General features: G+C 72.4%; 18 protein-coding genes. 5 read left to right on the top strand and 13 right to left on the bottom strand.

Annotation, left to right across the window (positions count from 1 at the left end):
- Nucleotides 1–33: 33 nt before the first annotated feature.
- From ACH4KB_RS12710 to ACH4KB_RS12735, 6 genes are all read right to left on the bottom strand, one after another.
- Entirely contained in the window at nucleotides 34–729 is a 696-nt protein-coding gene (locus tag ACH4KB_RS12710) for a response regulator (protein ID WP_398065961.1), read from the bottom strand.
- Between the two features lie 122 nt (nucleotides 730–851).
- A complete protein-coding gene (locus ACH4KB_RS12715; protein ID WP_398065962.1) occupies nucleotides 852–3,395 on the bottom strand; it encodes a DUF4118 domain-containing protein in 2,544 nt (847 codons plus the stop codon).
- Nucleotides 3,396–3,575: 180 nt separating this feature from the next.
- A complete protein-coding gene (locus ACH4KB_RS12720; protein WP_361881308.1) occupies nucleotides 3,576–4,310 on the bottom strand; it encodes an ABC transporter ATP-binding protein in 735 nt (244 codons plus the stop codon).
- Between the two features lie 149 nt (nucleotides 4,311–4,459).
- Nucleotides 4,460–5,233 carry a DUF3710 domain-containing protein gene (locus ACH4KB_RS12725; RefSeq protein ID WP_398065963.1) on the bottom strand — a complete coding sequence of 258 codons (774 nt, stop codon included), beginning with the start codon at nucleotides 5,231–5,233 and terminating at the stop codon, nucleotides 4,460–4,462.
- A gap of 1 nt (nucleotide 5,234) precedes the next feature.
- The gene (gene dut, locus ACH4KB_RS12730; RefSeq protein ID WP_398065964.1) at nucleotides 5,235–5,765 is read right to left on the bottom strand and encodes a dUTP diphosphatase; all 531 of its coding nucleotides are present in this window, start codon (nucleotides 5,763–5,765) and stop codon (nucleotides 5,235–5,237) included.
- Nucleotides 5,762–6,346, bottom strand: a complete 585-nt coding sequence (locus tag ACH4KB_RS12735) for a PaaI family thioesterase (protein WP_398065965.1) — start codon at nucleotides 6,344–6,346, stop codon at nucleotides 5,762–5,764. Before ACH4KB_RS12735 ends, dut begins: the two co-directional genes overlap by 4 nt.
- Nucleotides 6,347–6,404: 58 nt before the next feature.
- On the opposite strand from ACH4KB_RS12735, the gene ACH4KB_RS12740 reads away from it, so the two are divergent.
- Nucleotides 6,405–6,863, top strand: coding sequence for a DUF3093 domain-containing protein (locus tag ACH4KB_RS12740; protein WP_398065966.1), 459 nt, complete (start codon nucleotides 6,405–6,407; stop codon nucleotides 6,861–6,863).
- A gap of 57 nt (nucleotides 6,864–6,920) precedes the next feature.
- Here the strand turns inward: ACH4KB_RS12740 and ACH4KB_RS12745 are convergent, their stop codons facing one another.
- The 4 genes from ACH4KB_RS12745 to ACH4KB_RS12760 form a co-directional block, all read right to left on the bottom strand.
- On the bottom strand, nucleotides 6,921–7,883 hold the full coding sequence (locus ACH4KB_RS12745) for a hypothetical protein (protein WP_398065967.1): 963 nt from the start codon (nucleotides 7,881–7,883) through the stop codon (nucleotides 6,921–6,923).
- Nucleotides 7,884–7,896: 13 nt separating this feature from the next.
- Nucleotides 7,897–8,193, bottom strand: a complete 297-nt coding sequence (locus tag ACH4KB_RS12750) for a DUF4193 domain-containing protein (protein ID WP_003965732.1) — start codon at nucleotides 8,191–8,193, stop codon at nucleotides 7,897–7,899.
- 405 nt (nucleotides 8,194–8,598) lie between these two features.
- Nucleotides 8,599–9,831 carry a sensor histidine kinase gene (locus tag ACH4KB_RS12755; RefSeq protein WP_398065968.1) on the bottom strand — a complete coding sequence of 411 codons (1,233 nt, stop codon included), beginning with the start codon at nucleotides 9,829–9,831 and terminating at the stop codon, nucleotides 8,599–8,601.
- A 5-nt stretch (nucleotides 9,832–9,836) separates the two neighbouring features.
- Nucleotides 9,837–10,490, bottom strand: coding sequence for a response regulator transcription factor (locus tag ACH4KB_RS12760; RefSeq protein ID WP_398065969.1), 654 nt, complete (start codon nucleotides 10,488–10,490; stop codon nucleotides 9,837–9,839).
- A 386-nt stretch (nucleotides 10,491–10,876) separates the two neighbouring features.
- Here ACH4KB_RS12760 and ACH4KB_RS12765 point away from each other — a divergent pair, with 386 nt between their 5' ends.
- Nucleotides 10,877–11,050 carry a hypothetical protein gene (locus ACH4KB_RS12765; RefSeq protein ID WP_169808550.1) on the top strand — a complete coding sequence of 58 codons (174 nt, stop codon included), beginning with the start codon at nucleotides 10,877–10,879 and terminating at the stop codon, nucleotides 11,048–11,050.
- A gap of 104 nt (nucleotides 11,051–11,154) precedes the next feature.
- On the opposite strand, the gene ACH4KB_RS12770 is transcribed toward ACH4KB_RS12765, so the two are convergent.
- Together ACH4KB_RS12770 and ACH4KB_RS12775 are read right to left on the bottom strand one after the other, a co-directional pair.
- Nucleotides 11,155–11,955, bottom strand: coding sequence for an inositol monophosphatase family protein (locus ACH4KB_RS12770; protein WP_398065970.1), 801 nt, complete (start codon nucleotides 11,953–11,955; stop codon nucleotides 11,155–11,157).
- Nucleotides 11,956–12,000: 45 nt separating this feature from the next.
- Nucleotides 12,001–13,128 (bottom strand): ferrochelatase, encoded by a 1,128-nt coding sequence (locus tag ACH4KB_RS12775; protein ID WP_398065971.1) that lies wholly within the window; start codon nucleotides 13,126–13,128, stop codon nucleotides 12,001–12,003.
- A 207-nt stretch (nucleotides 13,129–13,335) separates the two neighbouring features.
- Here ACH4KB_RS12775 and ACH4KB_RS12780 point away from each other — a divergent pair, with 207 nt between their 5' ends.
- Both ACH4KB_RS12780 and ACH4KB_RS12785 read left to right on the top strand, forming a co-directional pair.
- A complete protein-coding gene (locus ACH4KB_RS12780; protein WP_398065972.1) occupies nucleotides 13,336–14,583 on the top strand; it encodes an MFS transporter in 1,248 nt (415 codons plus the stop codon).
- The gene (locus tag ACH4KB_RS12785; RefSeq protein WP_398065973.1) at nucleotides 14,540–15,862 is read left to right on the top strand and encodes a D-arabinono-1,4-lactone oxidase; all 1,323 of its coding nucleotides are present in this window, start codon (nucleotides 14,540–14,542) and stop codon (nucleotides 15,860–15,862) included. Before ACH4KB_RS12780 ends, ACH4KB_RS12785 begins: the two co-directional genes overlap by 44 nt.
- 91 nt (nucleotides 15,863–15,953) lie before the next feature.
- Here ACH4KB_RS12785 and ACH4KB_RS12790 read toward each other — a convergent pair whose 3' ends face one another.
- On the bottom strand, nucleotides 15,954–17,024 hold the full coding sequence (locus ACH4KB_RS12790) for a hypothetical protein (RefSeq protein ID WP_398065974.1): 1,071 nt from the start codon (nucleotides 17,022–17,024) through the stop codon (nucleotides 15,954–15,956).
- Between the two features lie 572 nt (nucleotides 17,025–17,596).
- On the opposite strand from ACH4KB_RS12790, the gene sepH reads away from it, so the two are divergent.
- A complete protein-coding gene (sepH, locus tag ACH4KB_RS12795; protein WP_398065975.1) occupies nucleotides 17,597–18,694 on the top strand; it encodes a septation protein SepH in 1,098 nt (365 codons plus the stop codon).
- The last annotated feature ends 12 nt before the right edge of the window (nucleotides 18,695–18,706 follow it).

An 18,706-nucleotide genomic window follows, 5' to 3' on the forward strand; every position in this document is an offset into this window, starting at 1 on the left:
GGACGACCACTCGAAAGGGTGACCCGGCGCCCGTCAGCCGCGCTCGAAGCGATAGCCCATGCCCGGCTCGGTGACGAAGTGCCGGGGGTGCGAGGGGTCCGCCTCCAGCTTGCGGCGCAGCTGGGCCATGTAGACCCGCAGATAGTTGGTCTCGGTGCCGTAGGAGGGGCCCCAGACCTCCTGGAGGAGCTGCTTCTGGCTGACCAGGCGGCCGCCGTTGCGGACGAGGACCTCCAGCAGATGCCATTCGGTGGGGGTGAGGCGTACGTCGCGCCCGGACCGGTGCACCTTCTTCGCCGCCAGGTCGACGGTGAAGCCCGAGGTCTCGACCAGGGCGATGTCATCGGCGCCGCCCTCCTGACCGACCGGTTCCGCCCGGCGTACCGAGGCGCGCAGCCGGGCCAGCAGCTCGTCCATGCCGAACGGCTTGGTGACGTAGTCGTCCGCACCGGCGTCCAGGGCCTCCACCTTCTCGTCGGAGGTGTGGCGCGCGGAGAGTACGAGGATGGGCACCCGGGTCCAGCCGCGCAGGCCCCTGATCACCTCGACCCCGTCCATGTCGGGCAGCCCCAGGTCGAGGAGGACGACGTCGGGGTGGCGGGCGGCGGCGAGCTGGAGGGCGGTCGCGCCGTCGGGGGCGGCGTCGACCTCGTACTGGCGCGCCTTCAGGTTGATCACGAGGGCGCGGACGATCTGCGGCTCGTCGTCGACCACAAGCACCCTGGTCATCGCGGACCTGCCTTTCTGCTGCACGGGGAGGAGGGAAGAGTCCCGCTGTACGGGGAGACGGAGGGACATGCGGGGAGGCGGGGCCGCGTACGCCCCGGGGCGTCCCGGTCCGCGGGGACCTGTCATGAGGTGGCCCGGGCCGGCAGCTCGGCCTCCGTCCGGACGCCGCCCGGCGCCGCGGTGAGGGTCAGGACCATGGTCAGCCCGCCGCCGGGGGTGTCCTCGGCGTCGAGGGTGCCGCCCATGGCCTCGGCGAAGCCGCGGGAGACGGCGAGGCCGAGGCCCACTCCGGCGCCGCGCGGGGCGTCCCCGTACCGCTGGAAGGGCTCGAAGATCCGTTCCTTGGCCTCGTCGGGGACGCCCCGGCCGCGGTCCACGACCCGTAGCTCGACCCGGTCGCCGAGGGCGCTGGCGGCCACGGCGACGGGCTCCTGGCCGGGGTTGTACTTGACGGCGTTCTCCACGATGTTGGCGACGACCCGCTCCAGGAGTCCCGGGTCGACGGCGACCATCGGCAGCGTCTCGGGGATGTCGAGGTCGACGCTGCCCTCGGGGACTCCGCCGAGCGCCATGGGGACGACCTCGTCGAGGTCGATCTCGCGGATCAGCGGGGTCACGGTGCCGGTCTGGAGGCGGGACATGTCCAGCAGGTTGCCGACCAGGTGGTCCAGCCGGTCGGCGCCGTCCTCGATGCCTTCCAGGAGTTCCGCCTCGTCCTCGTCGGACCAGGCCACGTCGTCGGAGCGCAGCGAGCTGACGGCCGCCTTGATGGAGGCCAGCGGGGTGCGCAGGTCGTGGCTGACGGCGGCGAGCAGGGCGGTCCTGATCCGGTTGCCCTCGGCGAGCCTGCGGGCCTGTTCGGCCTCCCCGACCAGGCGCTGGCGGTCCAGGACGACGGCGGCCTGGGCGGCGAACGCGCCGAGCACCCGGCGGTCCTCGGCGGGCAGCACCCGGCCGGACAGCGCGAGGGCCATGTTGTCGCCGACCGGCATGTCCACGTCGGCGTCGTCGGGGCGGGTGACCGGGGCCGGCCCGACGGATCCGGCGCAGGTCCACGGTTCGACGTCGCTGCTGCGCTCCAGCAGGGCGACGGACTCCATGGCGAAGGTCTCGCGGACCCGTTCCAGCAGGGCGTCCAGAGCGGTCTCGCCGCGCAGCACACTGCCCGCGAGGAAGGAGAGGATCTCCGACTCGGCGCGTAGCCGGGCGGCCTGGTGGGTGCGCCGGGCCGCCAGGTCGACCACGGAGGAGACCGCCACCGCCACCGCGAAGAAGATCACGATGGCGACGAGGTTCTCCGGGTCCTGGACGGTCAGGGTGTGGGTGGGCGGGGTGAACCAGTAGTTCAGCAGCAGGCTTCCGACGGCCGCCGAGGCGAGTGCGGGCCGCACTCCGCCGAGCAGGGCGGCGGCCACCGTCAGGAAGAGGAAGAGCAGGACGTCGTTGGCGAGGCCGGGGGCGTCCTCCATGGAGCGCAGCACCACCGCGAGCAGGACGGGGCCGAGGACGCCGACGAGCCAGCCCCAGATGATGCGGGCGCGGCCGAGCCGGGCGCCGCGGGCCATGGGCAGGCCGCGGCCCTTGGCGACCTCCTCGTGGGTCACGATGTGGACGTCGAGGTCGGGTCCCGACTCGCGGGCGACGGTCGCGCCGACCCCGGGGCCGTAGACGTACTGCCAGGTCTTGCGGCGGCTGGAGCCCAGCACGATCTGGGTGGAGTTGACGCCGCGGGCGAACTCCAGCAGGGCGGCCGGTATGTCGTCGCCGATGACGTGGTGGAAGGTGCCGCCGAGGTCCTCGACCAGGGTGCGCTGGACGGCCAGCTCCTTCGGGGACGCCGAGGTCAGGCCGTCGCTGCGGGCGATGTAGACGGCGAGGATCTCGCTGCCGGAGCCCTTGGCCGCCATCCGGGAGGCACGGCGGATGAGGGTGCGGCCCTCGGGCCCCCCGGTCAGTCCGACGACGATGCGTTCGCGGGCCCGCCAGGTGGTGCGGATGTCGTGCTCGCCCCGGTACTGCTGGAGGTACTCGTCGACCCGGTCGGCGACCCAGAGCAGGGCCAGCTCGCGCAGGGCGGTGAGGTTGCCGGGGCGGAAGTAGTTCGAGAGGGCCGCGTCCATCTTGTCGGGCCGGTAGATGTTGCCGTGCGCCATCCGGCGGCGCAGCGCCTGGGGCGACATGTCGACCAGCTCGATCTGGTCGGCCCGGCGCACCACCTCGTCGGGGACGGTCTCCCGCTGCCGGACCCCCGTGATCGACTCCACGACGTCGCCCAGCGACTCCAGGTGCTGGATGTTGACCGTGGATATGACGTCGATCCCGGCCTTGAGGAGCTCCTCGACGTCCTGCCAGCGCTTGGCGTTGCGCGAGCCGGGCACGTTGGTGTGGGCCAGCTCGTCCACCAGCGCCACCGCGGGGGCCCGCTCCAGGACCGCGTCCACGTTCATCTCGGTGAAGACGGTGCCCCGGTACTCCAGCTCCTGGCGCGGCAGCAGCTCCAGCCCGTGCAGCATGACCTCGGTCCGCGGCCGGTCGTGATGCTCCACGAACGCCACCACACAGTCGGTCCCGCGCTCGACCCTGCGATGGGCCTCGGAGAGCATCGCGTACGTCTTGCCGACGCCCGGTGCCGCGCCGAGGTAGATCCGGAGTGTGCCGCGTCCCATGGCCCCATTGTCTTCTTCCGTCCGGCCCTGTCGTGTGAGGGGCCGGTGGCGCCCGGTGCGGCTGCCGTCCTCGACGCTACTCCGCCGGGGGGCCCGGTCCGGTCCCGGGAGGTGCAGGTGGGGGGCGTATTGACGGAACTCTGATGCGCGCCGGGGCGGGGGCGGGGCGCCGCGGAAACGTCAGCCGTGTTCGACGATGTGGCCGTCGCTCAGCTCCAGGACCCGGTCGGCGAGGCCCAGCAGCTGGGGGTCGTGGGTGGCGACGAGGGCGGTGACGTTCTCGCTGCGGACGACCGCGCGGAGCAGTTCCATCACGGCGAGCCCGGTCTCGGCGTCGAGCTGCCCGGTGGGCTCGTCGGCGATCAGGAGGGCGGGGCGGTTGGCGAGGGCGCGGGCGATGGCGACGCGCTGCTGCTGGCCGCCGGAGAGCTCGCCGGGGCGCTGTTCGGCGTGGTCGGCGAGGCCGACGAGGGAGAGCAGCAGGGCGACCCGCTCGTCGCGCTCGGCCGGGTCGGCCTTGCGCAGCCGCAGGGGTACGCCGACGTTCTCGGCGGCGGTCAGGATGGGGATGAGGCCGAAGGACTGGAAGATGAAGCCGACCCGGTCCCTGCGCAGCTCCAGGAGCCCCTTCTCGCCGAGCCCCGACAGCTCGGTGCCGTCGACGGTGATCCGGCCGCCGTCCGGGGTGTCCAGGCCGCCGACCAGGTTGAGCAGGGTGGTCTTGCCGGAGCCGGAGCGGCCCTTGAGCGCGACCAGCTCGCCGCGGGGGATCTCGAACGAGACCCCGCGCAGGGCGTGCACGGCCGCCGCGCCGCTCCCGTACGAGCGGTGCAGGTCCTCGACCGCGACCATGACCGTGCGGGCCGGGTCCTCGGCCAGGGCCGTGCCGGACTGCCCGCTGGTGCTCTCGGTCATCATGCTCCCCCGTACTCACGTGCTCACGTGCTGCGTCGTCGCCCGCCAGTATGTGCGTGCGACGCATGGCCGGGCAATGGCCGGTGGGCCGCACCCGCGGAGAGGGTGCGGCCCACCGGCCTGTGTCGCGATGACGCGAGGTCCTGCCCCTAGCGGACCTCGGTGATCTCGGGGCCGCGCTGGAGCTGGCCCATGCCGCCGGAGAACTTCGAGCTCTCCTGGTCCTCCTGCTGCACGCCCTCGGGCACCATCTGGGCGTCGTTGGGGAGCTTGAGGACGATCGGGTCGCGGGGGGCCATCGGCCCGTCGCCGCGGACGACCACGGTGTCCCGGAAGATCGTCTCCAGGAGGCCGGCGGCCTCCGGCTGGACGGCGCCCTGGCCGGAGATCACCCCACGCAGGAACCAGCGCGGGCCGTCGACGCCGACGAAGCGCACGAGCTGGACACCGCCCGTGCCGTCCGGAAGCTGTACGGGGACCTGCGCGCGCAGCTCCCAGCCCAGCGGGCCCTCGACCTCGTCGATGACGCCGCCCTGCTGGGTGATGCCCGAGGCGATCTCGTCGCGGACCTCGCCCCAGATGCCCTCTTTCTTGGGGGCGGCGAAGGCTTGCAGCTGGACCGCGCTGTCACGCAGCACCACGGTGGCGGCGACGATCGCGTCCCCGGCCACCTCGACGCGCAGCTCCATGCCCTCGACCCCGGGGACGAAGATGCCGCCCAGGTCGACCCGGCCCTCGCCGGGCTGGGTGACCTCGGTGCTGTCCCAGGGTCCGTCCGGCCTGGGGGCCGGCGGGAGGTTCATCCGACGGGCGCCCTTGGCGGCGCCGTCACTGCCCTCGGGCTCGTCGGCGACCTGCTCGGCCTCGCGCACCTCGTCCGCCGCGTCCTCGGCGGAACCACTCTTCTTGCGACGTCCGAACACGTCACTGTCCTTCCCGGTCGGATACGACCGAAGCGTAGCTGTTCCCACCGTGGGTGATCCCGCCCCCGGCGCCGTCCACCGACGCGTGGCCGCCGGTGGACCCGAAGCCCCCTTCGGCCCGCGCCGAGCCGGGAAGCTCCGCCACCTCGTGGAAGCGCACCTTCTCGACCTGCTGGACAACCAATTGGGCAATCCGGTCGAACCGTTCGAATCGCACGCTCTCGCGTGGATCGAGGTTGACCACGATCACCTTGATCTCCCCACGGTACCCGGCATCAACCGTCCCTGGGGCATTCACGAGGGCCACTCCGCAGCGGGCCGCGAGGCCGGAGCGCGGGTGAACGAAGGCGGCGTACCCGTCGGGCAGGGCGATCGACACCCCGGTGGGGAGCACCGCGCGCTCGCCGGGGGCGAGTTCCGCGGCCTCGGTGGTCACCAGGTCGGCCCCGGCGTCGCCCGGGTGTCCGTAGGCCGGCATCGGCACGTCCGGGTCGAGCAGGCGGATCAGTACGTCGACGGGGTTGCGGGTCACGGGTTCACCTCGAAGGCGCGGGCGCGCCTGACCTGGTCGGGGTCGGACATGGCGGCCTGGATCTCGGCGGGCCTGCCGTTGTCGATGAAGTGGTCCACCTTGACCTCGATGAAGAGGGCGTCGGCCCGGACCGCGACGGGCCCGTCGGGGCCGCCGATCCGGCCGGTGGCGGTGGAGTAGATCTTCCGGCCGTGCACGGCGGTGATCCGGGCGTCGAGGTGCAGCACGGTGTCCACGGGGACGGGGCGGACGAAGTCGGTCTCCAGCCGTCCGGTCACCGCGATCGTGCGCAGCAGCCAGTTCAGCGAGCCGAGAGTCTCGTCCAGCGCCGTGGCGAGCACGCCGCCGTGGGCGAGGCCGGGGGCGCCCTGGTGGGCGGGCTGCACGGTGAACTCGGCGGTCACGCTCACGCCCTCACCGGCCCGCGCCATCAGGTGCAGTCCGTGCGGCTGTCCCCCGCCGCAGCCGAAACAGTGTTCGTAGTGCGCTCCGAGGAGTTCGCCGGGGGCGGGCGCGTCGGGGTGCCGGGCCGGCACGACGGCGTCCGCCGGGGGTGTCAGAGCTGCTGATGTTCCACTCACAGGCGCAGACCTTACCCGCGCGGCAGTCCGCCGGCCGCGCCGTGCCAAGCTTGGTTCCATGCAGCCTTCCGCACCGCCCTTCGACGAACGTCTCACCGCGCCCCGCTCCTGGTGGTTCATCGCCTTCGGGGTCGGTATCGCCTGTGCTCTGATGCTTCTGCCGCTGGGCACCCTGCCGCTGCTCGCCGGGCTGGCCGGCGGCACGGTCGCCGCCGCGGTCCTGGTGAGCAGCTACGGCTCCGCCCGGATCCGGGTGGTGGCGGGGGCGCTCGTCGCCGGCGACGCCCGGATTCCGCTGTCGGCGCTCGGCAAGCCCGAGGTGCTGGACGCCGAGGAGGCGCGGGCCTGGCGCACGCACAAGGCCGACGCCCGTGCGTTCATGCTGCTGCGCGGCTATGTGGAGACGGCGGTGCGGGTGGAGGTCACGGATCCGGACGACCCGACTCCGTACGTCTATCTCTCGACCCGGGACCCGCAGGGCCTGGCGGCGGCGCTGAGCACCGTCCCGACCGCCTGAGCGGACGTCGCGGGCGGGGGCTCCGGAGCCGGTGCGGGTTCAGGGGTCCCTCGGCGCTCAGGGTCCCTCGATCTCCTTGGGCAGCTCGGCCGGGTTCGAGGGCTGCTCCAGCGGGGGCAGCTCGGGCAGCCGGTCCCAGGGGACCGGGTCCTTGCGCAGGTCGTTCCTGATCCGGTCGGCGAGCTTGCGGGTGTCGCGCCGGTTCATCGTGGCGCCGACGGCGGCGCCGATCATGAACGGGATCAGATTGGGCAGATTGCGCGCCATGCGCTTCATGATCTGCTGCCGCAGTTCACGCTTCATCTGACCGCCCAGCGCGGCGTTGAGCGTGGTGGGGCGGGTGATGTCGATGCCGCGCTCCTCCGTCCACGACGTCAGATACGCGGTGCTGCGCTGGCCGAGGCTGCCGGGGGGTCGGCGGCCGTAGACCTCGTGGAGCTCGGCGACGAGCTTCATCTCGATCGCGGCGACGCCGGTCACCTCCGCCGCCAGCTCGGCGATCATGGCGGGCGGTACCGGCATCATGGCGGCGGCCCCGATGCCTGCGCCGACGGTCGCGGTGGCCCGGCAGGCTCCCGTGACCAGCTTGTCGGCCAGTTCCTCGGGCCCCAGCCCGGGGAACTGCTTCCGCAGGGTCGCGAGGTCGCGCACCGGCACGCGCGGGGCCGTATCGATGATGCGGTCGGCCAGCTGTGCGGCCAGTGCCTTCGCGCTGTCCCGGCTCTTGCTCACACCCCGTTTCACTGCGTGCAGGCGGCCCCCGGTCGTGGGCTCCGCCTGACCCTGCTCTCCGGGCCGGTCCGGCGACGCTGCCGACCCGGCCACTTCGAGCGAGGCCGAACGGCCTCGCTCGTCGTCGAAACCGCCGGAGTGCTCCGGCAGAGCGGCGGACCGCTCGGCAGACGCGTTACCGCCTTCTGCCGGGCCTGTGCCGCCTGTACCGCCTGTGCCGTCCTGGTTCGCCTCCGGGCCGTGCCGACGCCAGGGGCGCCGCTTCCGGAACGGTGTCTCGCCTGCCACGGCCGACCCGACCTCAGTCGCAGTCGCGGCAGATGGGCTGACCGTTCTTCTCGCGGGCCAGCTGGCTGCGGTGGTGCACCAGGAAGCAGCTCATGCAGGTGAACTCATCGGCCTGCTTGGGCAGCACCCGGACGGCCAACTCCTCGTTGGAGAGGTCCGCGCCGGGCAGCTCGAGTCCCTCGGCCGCGTCGAATTCGTCGACGTCGACGGCGGATGCCGTCTTGTCGCTCCGACGCGCCTTGAGCTCTTCGAGGCTGTCCTGGTCCACGTCGTCGTCGGTCTTGCGTGGGGTGTCGTAATCCGTTGCCATGTCGCTCTCCCCCTCTTGGGTGTCTACGGGTGTCTCAGCGCACGTAACGCGTGAGAGGCCGGACTTGTGCCCGACCTGAGGCGGAGATTTTGCCTCACATCAAGGTCTGTTACTCAATCGACACCCAACCGGGCGCCTCGACGAGGCTCGGCTTGGGTGGCGATGGGGACCGTACACGGTCCCGACTGCGCAGTTCACGGGCGCCACCCCGTGTACTTCCCGTGATAACGATCCCCGAAAACCTGGACGATTACCGGCTTTCCGACGGAGTTGCGATCACGGAGAGTAGATGACCTGAAAATCGACTCTGTGATTGATCACACACGACTCACCCGGGAACGGGTCCTGAAAATTCCGCCCAAAGCGAACATGGAGATTCGGTGCAGAGTCACATCGTGCAGCCTCTCAGACCGGCAGGGTGACGCGCATCACGAGACCACCGCCCTCGCGGGGCTCCGCGATGATACGGCCTCCGTGGGCTCGCGCGACGGACCGGGCGATCGACAGGCCGAGCCCGACCCCCTTGTCGCTGCCCGTGCGCTCCGTACGCAGCCGCCTGAAGGGCTCGAAGAGGTTGTCGATCTCGTAGGCCGGGACCACCGGTCCCGTGTTCGAGACGACGAGCAGGGCCTGCCCGTCCCGGGCCTCGGTGGCGACCTCCACCCAGCCGTCCTCGGGCACGTTGTAGCGCACGGCGTTCTGCACGAGGTTCAGCGCGATCCGCTCCAGCAGGACGCCGTTGCCCTGCACCACCGCCGTGACCCGCTCGCCTCGGACCTCGACCTTCTTCGCCACCGCCTCCGACCGGGCCTGGTCGATGGCGCGCTCGGCGACCTCCGCGAGGTCGACCGGCTTGCGCTCGACGATCTGGTTGTCGCTGCGGGCCAGCAGCAGGAGCCCCTCGACCAGCTGCTCGCTGCGCTCGTTGGTGGCCAGGAGGGTCTTGCCCAGCTGCTGGAGCTCCGGAGGGGCCTCCGGGTCGGAGAGATGGACCTCCAGCAGGGTGCGGTTGATCGCCAGCGGGGTGCGCAGTTCGTGCGAGGCGTTGCCGACGAACCGCTGCTGCGCGGTGAAGGCCCGCTCCAGCCGGTCCAGCATGTCGTCGAAGGTGTCCGCCAGCTCCTTCAGCTCGTCGTCCGGGCCGTCCAGCTCGATCCGCCGGGTGAGGTCCGTCCCGGCCACCCGGCGCGCGGTCCGGGTGATCCGGCCGAGCGGGGACAGCACGCGTCCGGCCATCGCGTAGCCGAAGGCGAAGGCGATCACGCTGAGGCCGACCAGGGCGAGCAGCGAACGGTTGAGCAGGGTTTCCAGCGCCGCCTTGCGCTGGTGGTTGACACAGGCGTTCATCGCCGCGTTGAAGGCGTCCGGGCTGGCGTTCGGAGGCAGGTCGCAGATCTCGCTGGTGACCTTGCCGCTGACGATCTCGAACGGCAGATCCGTGCCGACGCTCAGCGCCTGCGCCGCCAGCATGTAGATGATCGACAGCAGCACGATGCCCGCGATCAGGAACATCCCGCCGTACAGCAGCGTGAGCCGTATCCGGATGGTCGGGCGCAGCCAGGGGTACGGGGGCTCCTGTTGCTTGGGCTCCCAGGTGGGCTTCGGAGGCGCCGCGGGGGGCCCGGGGGTGGTGGCCATGGTCCTCAGATCCGATAGCCGGAGCCCGGCACGGTGACGATGACGGGCGGTTCGCCGAGCTTGCGGCGGAGCGTCATGACCGTGACCCGCACCACGTTGGTGAAGGGGTCGGTGTTCTCGTCCCAGGCCTTCTCCAGCAGCTGTTCCGCCGAGACCACCGCGCCCTCGCTGCGCATGAGGACCTCCAGCACCGCGAACTCCTTCGGGGCGAGCTGGATCTCCACCTCGTCACGGAAGACCTCGCGGCGGTTCGGGTCGAGCTTGATGCCGGCGCGCTCCAGGACGGGCGGCAGCGCCACCGTCGTACGGCGGCCCAGCGCGCGCACCCGGGCGGTCAGCTCGCTGAAGGCGAAGGGCTTGGGCAGATAGTCGTCGGCGCCCAGCTCCAGGCCCTCGACCCGGTCGCTGACGTCACCGGACGCGGTGAGCATGAGCACCCGGGTGGGCATGCCGAGCTCGACGACTCTGCGGCAGACGTCGTCCCCGTGCACGACCGGGAGGTCCCGGTCCAGCACGACGACGTCGTAGTCGTTGACCCCGATGCGCTCCAGGGCCGCGGCACCGTCGTAGACGACGTCGACGGCCATGGCCTCCCGGCGCAGTCCGGTGGCCACCGCATCGGCGAGCAGCTGCTCGTCCTCGACGACGAGTACGCGCACGGCGCAGTCCTTCCTTCGGTCCTTCGATGGGTTCACAGAGCCGGGCGGCCCCCGCGGGGCCCGCCCGGACACGGGCAGCAACGGCCGACTGTGCGCCTCCATCCTGCCCGCAACACGCATAAACCGGCGGTAAGGCGGCGGTGGGCCGGGCCTCCCGGTGGCTGCCCGCCGGGAAACCGGCGGATTTCCGGGCCAGTTGAGGTTTCTCCGAACCGTGGCGCGGGGAAGAGGGGTTCACACCCGCGATCACGCCTGTCACGTGGCATGCCACTGCTCGCTCCGTTTCCCCCGGAGCGGCGGCGCGATCACCCGCTCCTCCGGCCCCCCGGCCGGGGGGGATCACGGGCACACCCCCGTGCCACCGACCCACGATGAGGGGGCGCATCATGGACGCTTTCACCGCAGGTCTGCTGCAGCGCATCAAGACGACCGAGACCGACCTGACCCGGGCGCGCGAGGACGGCGACGACTTCCTCGCGGACGTCGAGCAGGGCGAGCTGGACGATCTGCGCCGTCTCGCCGCCGAGCACGGCGTGGAGATCGGCGCCACCAGCGTCTGAGCCGTACGCCACGGGGCCCCGGACACCGTCATGGTGTTCCGGGGCCCCGCGGCGTGTGCGGCGGTCTCAGGCCCCTCGCCAGGGCTTTTCCCGGCGGAATCCCGTCAGTCGTGCCAGGCGCCCAGCTCGTCGAGTGCGGCCTGCAGCGGCTCGAAGACGCCGGGGGTGGCGGCCACCGTCAGGTCCCCGTCGGCGGGCAGCCCCGGGCGGCCGCCGGTCAGCGCGCCCGCCTCCCGGGCGATGAGGTCGCCCGCCGCCAGGTCCCAGGGGTGCAGCCCGCGCTCGTAGTAGCCGTCCAGCCGGCCCGCCGCCACGTCGCAGAGGTCGACGGCCGCCGAGCCGCTGCGCCGGATGTCCCGGAGCCGGGGGATCAGCTGCTGGACGATGTCCGCCTGGTGGGCGCGGACGTGCCCGACGTAGTTGAATCCGGTCGAGACGAGCGCCTGGTCCAGCGGCGGGGCGGGCCGGCAGCGCAGGGCCTCGCCGTTCGCGAACGCGCCGCCGCCGAGGACCGCCCGGTAGGTCTCCCGTCGCATCGGGGCTTCGACGACGCCCACGACCCGCTCTCCGTCGCGCTCGGCGGCGATGGAGACCGCCCAGGTGGGCAGGCCGTACAGGTAGTTCACCGTGCCGTCGAGCGGGTCGATGACCCAGCGGATGCCGGTGGTGCCCGGGGAGCTGGCCCCCTCCTCGCCGAGGAAGCCGTCGTCGGGGCGGAAGTCGGAGAGGTAGCCGGTGATCAGCTTCTCGGCGGCGATGTCCATCTCGGTGACCACGTCGATGGGGCTGGACTTGGTCGCGGCCACCCCCAGGTCGGCCGGGCGGCCGTCGCGCAGCAGGGCTCCTGCGCGGCGGGCGGCCTCCAGGGCGAGGTCGAGCAGTTCGGACAGTGCGGGGTCGGTCACGGTGCTCCCAAGGGGTCGGTGCGGAGGGGCAGGCGGTGTTACGGGCTACGCGTACGGGCTGTCGGCCCCGGCGGCGGCGGGTTTCGGGGCCCTGGCGGGGCAGCAGCCGACCGGGCAGAGGTCGTGGGAAGGCCCCAGGGCGCCCAGCGCGCAGCGCTCCACCGCCCGGCCGCGCTCGGTCGCGGCGCGCTCCAGGAGCAGGTCCCGTACGGCCGCGGCGAAGCGCGGGTCGTCGCCCACCGTGGCGGACCGCCGGACCGGCAGCCCGATCTCGGCCGCCTTCGCGGTGGCCTCGGTGTCGAGGTCGTACAGCACCTCCATGTGGTCCGAGACGAAGCCGATGGGCGCCATCACGACCGCGGGGACGCCCTCGGCGCCCAGGCTCTCCAGGTGGTCGCAGATGTCGGGCTCCAGCCACGGGATGTGCGGGGCGCCGCTGCGGGACTGGTAGACGAGCTGCCACGGGTACTCGACACCGGTCTCCTCGCGCACCGCCTCGATGATCAGCCGGGCCACGTCGAGGTGCTCGGCGACGTACGCCCCGCCCTCGCCGTGCGCGTCGGCAGGGCCCGAGGCGTCGGCGGCCGAGGTCGGGATGGAGTGGGTGGTGAACGCGATGTGCGCGCCCGCGCGGATGTCCTCGGGGAGGTCGGCGAGGGAGGCGAGGACGCCGTCCACCATGGGCTCGACGAAGCCGGGGTGGTTGAAGTAGTGCCGCAGCTTGTCGACCCGGGGCACGGGCAGCCCCTCGGCCTCCAGGACGGCCAGCGACTCGGCGAGGTTCTCGCGGTACTGGCGGCAGCCGGAGTAGGAGGCGTAGGCGCTGGTGGCGAGGACGGCGATGCGGCGGTGCCCGTCGGCGGTCATCTCCCGCAGGACGTCGGTCAGATACGGGGCCCAGTTGCGGTTGCCCCAGTAGACCGGGAGATCCAGGCCGTGCTCGGCGAAGTCCTCGCGCAGCGCGTCGAGCAGGGCGCGGTTCTGCGCGTTGATCGGGCTGACCCCGCCGAACAGGAAGTAGTGCTTGCCGACCTCCTTGAGGCGTTCCTCGGGGATGCCGCGGCCGCGGGTCACGTTCGCCAGGAACGGGACCACGTCGTCCGGGCCCTCGGGGCCTCCGAAGGAGAGCAGCAACAGGGCGTCGTAGGGAGCGGGATCGCGCAGATCGGACATGGCATCGATCCTGCCACCCGCCTCCGACAGGGTGGCCACCGACATCCGACGCCCCGTCGGAAAGACCGGGGAGGCCGGGGGTCCAGGGGGCCGGGCAGCGCGTCACTCCCCCGCGCCGTCGCCCGGAATCCGGTGTCCGGGACGTCCCGCCCGGCCGTAAGCTGTATCGGCCAGCCTTACGCCTGACAGGCACGACCGGAGTACCCCTTGCCCAGCCCCTACCGCGCCATCTTCTCCGCCCCCGGTTCGAGGGAATTCTCCGCGGCGGGCTTCTTCGGCCGAATGCCCCTGTCCATGATGGGCATCGGCGTCGTGACGATGATCTCCCAGCTCACCGGCCGTTACGGGCTGGCCGGGGCGCTCTCCGCGACCCTGGCGATGTCGGCGGCGGTCTGCGGCCCCCAGGTCTCCCGGCTGGTCGACCGCTACGGGCAGCGCCGGGTGCTCCGCCCGGTCACGCTGGTCGCGGTGGCGGCGGTGGCGGGCCTGCTGATCTGCGCCCAGCAGGGGGCGCCGGAGTGGACGCTGTTCGTCTTCTCGATGGGCGCGGGCTGTGTGCCGAGCGTGGGGTCGATGGTCCGCTCCCGCTGGGCGGAGATCTACCGGGGCTCCAGCCGGGATCTGCACACCGCGTACGCGTGGGAGTCGATCGTCGACGAGGTGTGCTTCATCTTCGGCCCGATCATCTCCATCGGTCTCTCCACCGCCTGGTTCCCGGAGGCGGGTCCGCTGATCGCCGCCGGCTTCCTGCTGGCCGGCGTCTTCTGGCTGACCGCGCAGCGGGCGACCGAGCCGGTACCGCACCCGAAGTCGCAGCACACCGGGGGCTCGGCGCTGCGCTCGCGGGGACTCCAGGTCCTGGTGGCCACCTTCGTGGCGACGGGCGCGATCTTCGGGGGCGTGGACGTGGTGACCGTGGCCTTCGCCGAGGAGCGTGGCCACAAGGCCGCGGCCTCGCTGGTGCTGGCCGTCTACGCGCTCGGCTCGTGTCTCGCGGGGGCCGTGTTCGGACTGCTGCACGTGAAGGGGAACCCCGGGACCAGGTGGCTGGTGGGTGTCTGTGCGATGGCCGTGAGTATGATCCCCCTCCTACTGGCCGGGAACCTTCCGTTGCTGGCCGTGGCGCTCTTTGTCGCGGGCCTCGCCATCGCGCCGACGATGGTCACCACCATGGCTCTCGTCGAAGCGCACGTACCGCGCACCAAGCTGACCGAGGGCATGACCTGGACCAGTACCGGGCTCGCGGTCGGAGTGGCGCTCGGCTCCTCGGCCGCCGGCTGGGTGGTCGACGCCGCCGGGGCGAAGGCGGGGTACGCGGTGCCCGTCGTGGCGGGAGCGCTCGCGGCGGCGGTGGCGGTCCTGGGATACCGCCGGCTGGCCGGGCCGGCTGCGACAGGAGGGCGCGGGGAAGATGACCGACACCTACGCACGGACGACGACGAGCGCGTGGCGTAACTGGGCGGGCACCGTCACCGCCCGGCCCGCCCGCACCGAGTCCCCCGCGTCCGTGGACGAGCTCGCGGACGTGCTGCGCCGGGCGGGCGCGGAGGGCCTGCGGGTGAAGCCGGTCGGCGCGGGCCACTCCTTCACGGCGGCGGCCGCCACGGACGGGGTGCTGATACGCCCGGACCTGCTGACCGGGATCCGGGACATCGACCGCACCACGATGACCGTGACGGTGGAGGCGGGCACTCCGCTCAAGCGGCTCAACACCGCCCTCGCCCGCGAGGGCCTGTCGCTCACGAACATGGGCGACATCATGGAGCAGACGGTCGCCGGGGCCACCTCCACCGGTACGCACGGCACGGGCCGGGACTCCGCGTCGATAGCGGCGCAGATCCGCGCGCTGGAGCTGGTCACCGCCGACGGCACGGTCCTGGTCTGCTCGGAGCGGGAGAACCCGGAGATCTTCGCAGTGGCTCGGATCGGGCTCGGCGCCCTCGGGGTGATCACCGCCGTCACCCTCGCCGTGGAGCCGATCTTCCTGCTGACGGCCCGTGAGGAGCCGATGACCTTCGACCGGGTCACCGCGGACTTCGACTCCCTGGTCGCCGAGAACGAGCACTTCGAGTTCTACTGGTTCCCGCACACCGGGAACTGCAACACCAAGCGCAACAACCGCAGCGCCGGACCGGCCGCCCCGCCCGGGAGGGTGAGCAGCTGGATCGACGACGAGCTGCTGTCCAACGGGGTCTTCCAGGTCGCCTGTTCGCTCGGCCGCGCGGTCCCGGCGACGATCCCCTCGATCGCCAGGCTCTCCAGCCGGGCGCTGTCGGCGCGTACGTACACCGACATCCCGTACAAGGTGTTCACCAGCCCGCGTCGCGTGCGGTTCGTGGAGATGGAGTACGCCGTTCCGCGCGAGCGAACGGTGGCGGTGCTGCGGGAGCTGAAGGCCATGGTCGAGCGGTCACCGCTGAAGATCAGCTTCCCGGTCGAGGTGCGCACCGCTCCGGCCGACGACATGGCCCTGTCGACCGCCTCGGGCCGGGACAGCGCGTACATCGCCGTACACCTCTACAGGGGCACGCCCCACCGGTCGTACTTCACCGCGGTCGAGCGGATCATGACCGCGCACGCCGGCCGGCCGCACTGGGGCAAGATCCACACCCGCGACGCGTCCTATCTGGCGGAGGTCTACCCGCGCTTCGGCGAGTTCACCGCGCTGCGCGACCGGCTGGACCCGGACCGGCTGTTCGGCAACGACTACCTGCGGCGCGTGCTCGGCGACTGAGTTCCGGAGGCTTCCGGTACGCCGTCGGCCCCGGTCCTCTCCCTCGCGGAGGGGGCCGGGGCCGATGTGCTGTGCGCGGTACGCCGGGGGGTCACTCGGCGTCGGCGCCGGGCGGGGCCTGCTCGCCCTGCCCCGGGGCGACGCCCGTGCCGGTCGAGGGCGCGCCCGTTCCGGCGTCGCCCGATGGCGTCGGGGTGGGCGGCGCCGGGTCGGGCGCGGTCCCGCCGGCGGTCTCGGAGGGGGTCGGCGTGGGGGTGGACCCGGTGGCCGGGTTCTCGCCGCCCGTGCCCGTGCCGGGGTCGGGGCTCTCGCTGGTGCCGTCGCCGGGGTCCGTGGCGGGCGCGGAGCCGGTGCCACCGTCGGGGACCGGCCGCTGCCCGTCCCCCTCCCCGTCCCGGCCGGTGTCCCCGGAGGGCGTGGGGTCGGCGGGTCCGGGGTCCCGGTCGTCGCCGCCGCGCACGACGGAGCTGAGGGTGGTGCCCTGGCCGCCGCTGAGGTCGTTGCCCGAGATCATCTCGAACGCGGTGATCCCGGCCATGGAGACGGCGAAGACCGCGGCGGCCGCGAGCGCGGGGCGCTTCCAGCCGCGCAGCCGGGTTCCGTGGGTGACGCCCTCGCCGAACGCGTCGTCGGGGACGACCTGGTGCGCTCCGGCCCGCGGAAGCATCTGCGTACGGTCGCCGGCGCGCGGAAGCAGCCGCGTACCGTCGGCTCCGGCCTCCGCTCCTGCGCCCGGCCCCCGGCCCGGCGGAACCCGGAGCATCCGGGTCCGCGCGTCGCCGAGGTCCAGCAACTGGGTCCGGTCCGTGTCGACGGGCTTGAGCAGCCGCGTGCTCTCCGCGTCCGGGATCACCTCCGGGACCGTGCCCGGGTCGACCGTGGGCAGCACCGTGGTGGCGTCCTCGGCCGGCTCCGGCTCGGAGCGCCGGGCGGCGCCTCGGCGCCCGGCGGGCGTCGTCTCCTTGGTGTGCACCGTCACCTGGCGGCCCTCGGGGTGGGTCACCTGGACCGTCACCTCGCGGATCTGCTCGCCGGTGCGGCGGAAGAAGTGCTGGAAGACCGAGCCGCCGCAGGTGGCGACGACACTCATCACGCCCGCTCCCGCGATCGTGCCGTACACGCCCAACTGCGAGGCGAGCACGGCCGCCGTGACGGCTGCCACGGCACTCCCCGCGACCTGCGGGAGACTCAGATCTATGCGCCTTTCCTTGGGTTCTGCGTCACTTTCCGGCTTCTGAACCATTACCAGCCCCTGCTTGACATCTCTCCCACCCTGCAACAAGAAGGGACAAATGAGCGAAGTGGATAGTTCCATTTCGGGAGATTGTGTGAAGCACAACACGCATCAGGGGCATTTCACGGAGAACTGGGTAACCCAACTCCCGCGCCCCGCGAGAACTTCGGCGGCGCGCCGGTCCACCCCGGTGGCCCGAATGGAGTACTGTGACGAGCCCTGGGGCGGACTCCGACGTGGGAATCCGCAGCCACCGGAGGATCCGACGGCGGCACTCGAACCAGCGTCAAGGCATCACACGGATGCCTGCTGCACAGAGCGGCCAAATCGGTCACTTTGGGTCGCAATGGGTAACCGTGTCATGGTGGTGCACCAGGACCAGCGCCCGACACGCCGGGCAACTTGGCAAGGTTGTGGCAGGCTGCACCCGGGCAGGTCACACTCGACTAGCGGAAGCAGCGACGCACGTGACGTCGGCAGGCACCACCCGGGAGGTCCCCATGCCCGAACTGCGTGTCGTGGCCGTCTCCAACGACGGCACACGACTGGTGCTCAAGGCTGCGGACAGCACGGAGTACACGCTTCCGATCGATGAGCGGCTGCGCGCCGCCGTGCGCAACGACCGCGCCCGGCTCGGCCAGATCGAGATCGAGGTGGAGAGCCACCTCCGGCCCCGCGACATCCAGGCCCGTATAAGGGCCGGTGCCTCCGCGGAGGAGGTCGCCCAGTTCGCCGGCATCCCCGTCGACCGTGTACGCCGCTTCGAGGGCCCCGTGCTCGCGGAGCGCGCCTTCATGGCCGAGCGGGCCCGGAAGACTCCTGTGCGCCGTCCAGGCGAGAACACCGGCCCTCAACTCGGCGAGGCGGTGCAGGAGCGTCTCCTGCTGCGCGGCGCCGACAAGGAAACCGTCCAGTGGGACTCGTGGCGCCGGGACGACGGCACCTGGGAAGTCCTGCTCGTCTACCGCGTCGCGGGTGAGCCGCATTCGGCGAGCTGGACGTACGACCCGCCCCGGCGGCTGGTCCAGGCCGTGGACGACGAAGCGCGCTCGCTGATCGGCGAGACCGACGACGTCGCCGCGCCCGAGCCCAGCTTCCCGTTCGTGCCCAGGATCGCCCGGCTGCCGCGCGACCGGCCGCTGGACCGGAGCCTGGACCGGCAGGTCGACCGCGACCGGCCGCTGGACCGGGCCCTCGACCGGCAGATCGAGCGGTCCGCCCCGGCCGCCGCCGAGCCCGAGGAGTACGTGAGCAGTGCCTCGGCCGGTGAGCGCGACTCGCTGACCAGCCTGCTGGAGGCGGTGCCGAGCTTCCGGGGCGACATGGTCGTCCCGGAGCGGCCCACCCAGACCGAGCCGCCCGCGCTCGAACCGGCCGAGGAGACCGAGGCGGACGAGCCGCCGGCCGCCGCCTCGGCGGGCGCCGGGTCCGCGTACGCGGATGTGCTGATGCCCAGGGCGGTGGCCGGACACCGCGACCGGCTGACCGGGACGACGGACCGTCAGGCGGAGGCGGACGGAGTCCGGCCGGGCCGCCGGGCCGCCGTGCCGAGCTGGGACGAGATCGTCTTCGGCACCCGGCGCAAGAAGCAGGACTGACCGGTCATGAAC

This window comes from Streptomyces sp. NPDC017520 (assembly GCF_044329855.1).
Classification (GTDB): domain Bacteria; phylum Actinomycetota; class Actinomycetes; order Streptomycetales; family Streptomycetaceae; genus Streptomyces.

Coding starts and splice junctions, on each gene's coding strand:
- ACH4KB_RS12715 (WP_398065962.1), bottom strand. CDS start 3,395: ATGGGACGCGGCACACTCCGGATCTACCTCGGCGCGGCACCGGGCGTC.
- ACH4KB_RS12710 (WP_398065961.1), bottom strand. CDS start 729: ATGACCAGGGTGCTTGTGGTCGACGACGAGCCGCAGATCGTCCGCGCC.
- sepH (WP_398065975.1), top strand. CDS start 17,597: ATGCCCGAACTGCGTGTCGTGGCCGTCTCCAACGACGGCACACGACTG.
- ACH4KB_RS12785 (WP_398065973.1), top strand. CDS start 14,540: ATGACCGACACCTACGCACGGACGACGACGAGCGCGTGGCGTAACTGG.
- ACH4KB_RS12720 (WP_361881308.1), bottom strand. CDS start 4,310: ATGACCGAGAGCACCAGCGGGCAGTCCGGCACGGCCCTGGCCGAGGAC.
- ACH4KB_RS12765 (WP_169808550.1), top strand. CDS start 10,877: ATGGACGCTTTCACCGCAGGTCTGCTGCAGCGCATCAAGACGACCGAG.
- ACH4KB_RS12740 (WP_398065966.1), top strand. CDS start 6,405: ATGCAGCCTTCCGCACCGCCCTTCGACGAACGTCTCACCGCGCCCCGC.
- ACH4KB_RS12775 (WP_398065971.1), bottom strand. CDS start 13,128: ATGTCCGATCTGCGCGATCCCGCTCCCTACGACGCCCTGTTGCTGCTC.
- ACH4KB_RS12750 (WP_003965732.1), bottom strand. CDS start 8,193: ATGGCAACGGATTACGACACCCCACGCAAGACCGACGACGACGTGGAC.
- ACH4KB_RS12755 (WP_398065968.1), bottom strand. CDS start 9,831: ATGGCCACCACCCCCGGGCCCCCCGCGGCGCCTCCGAAGCCCACCTGG.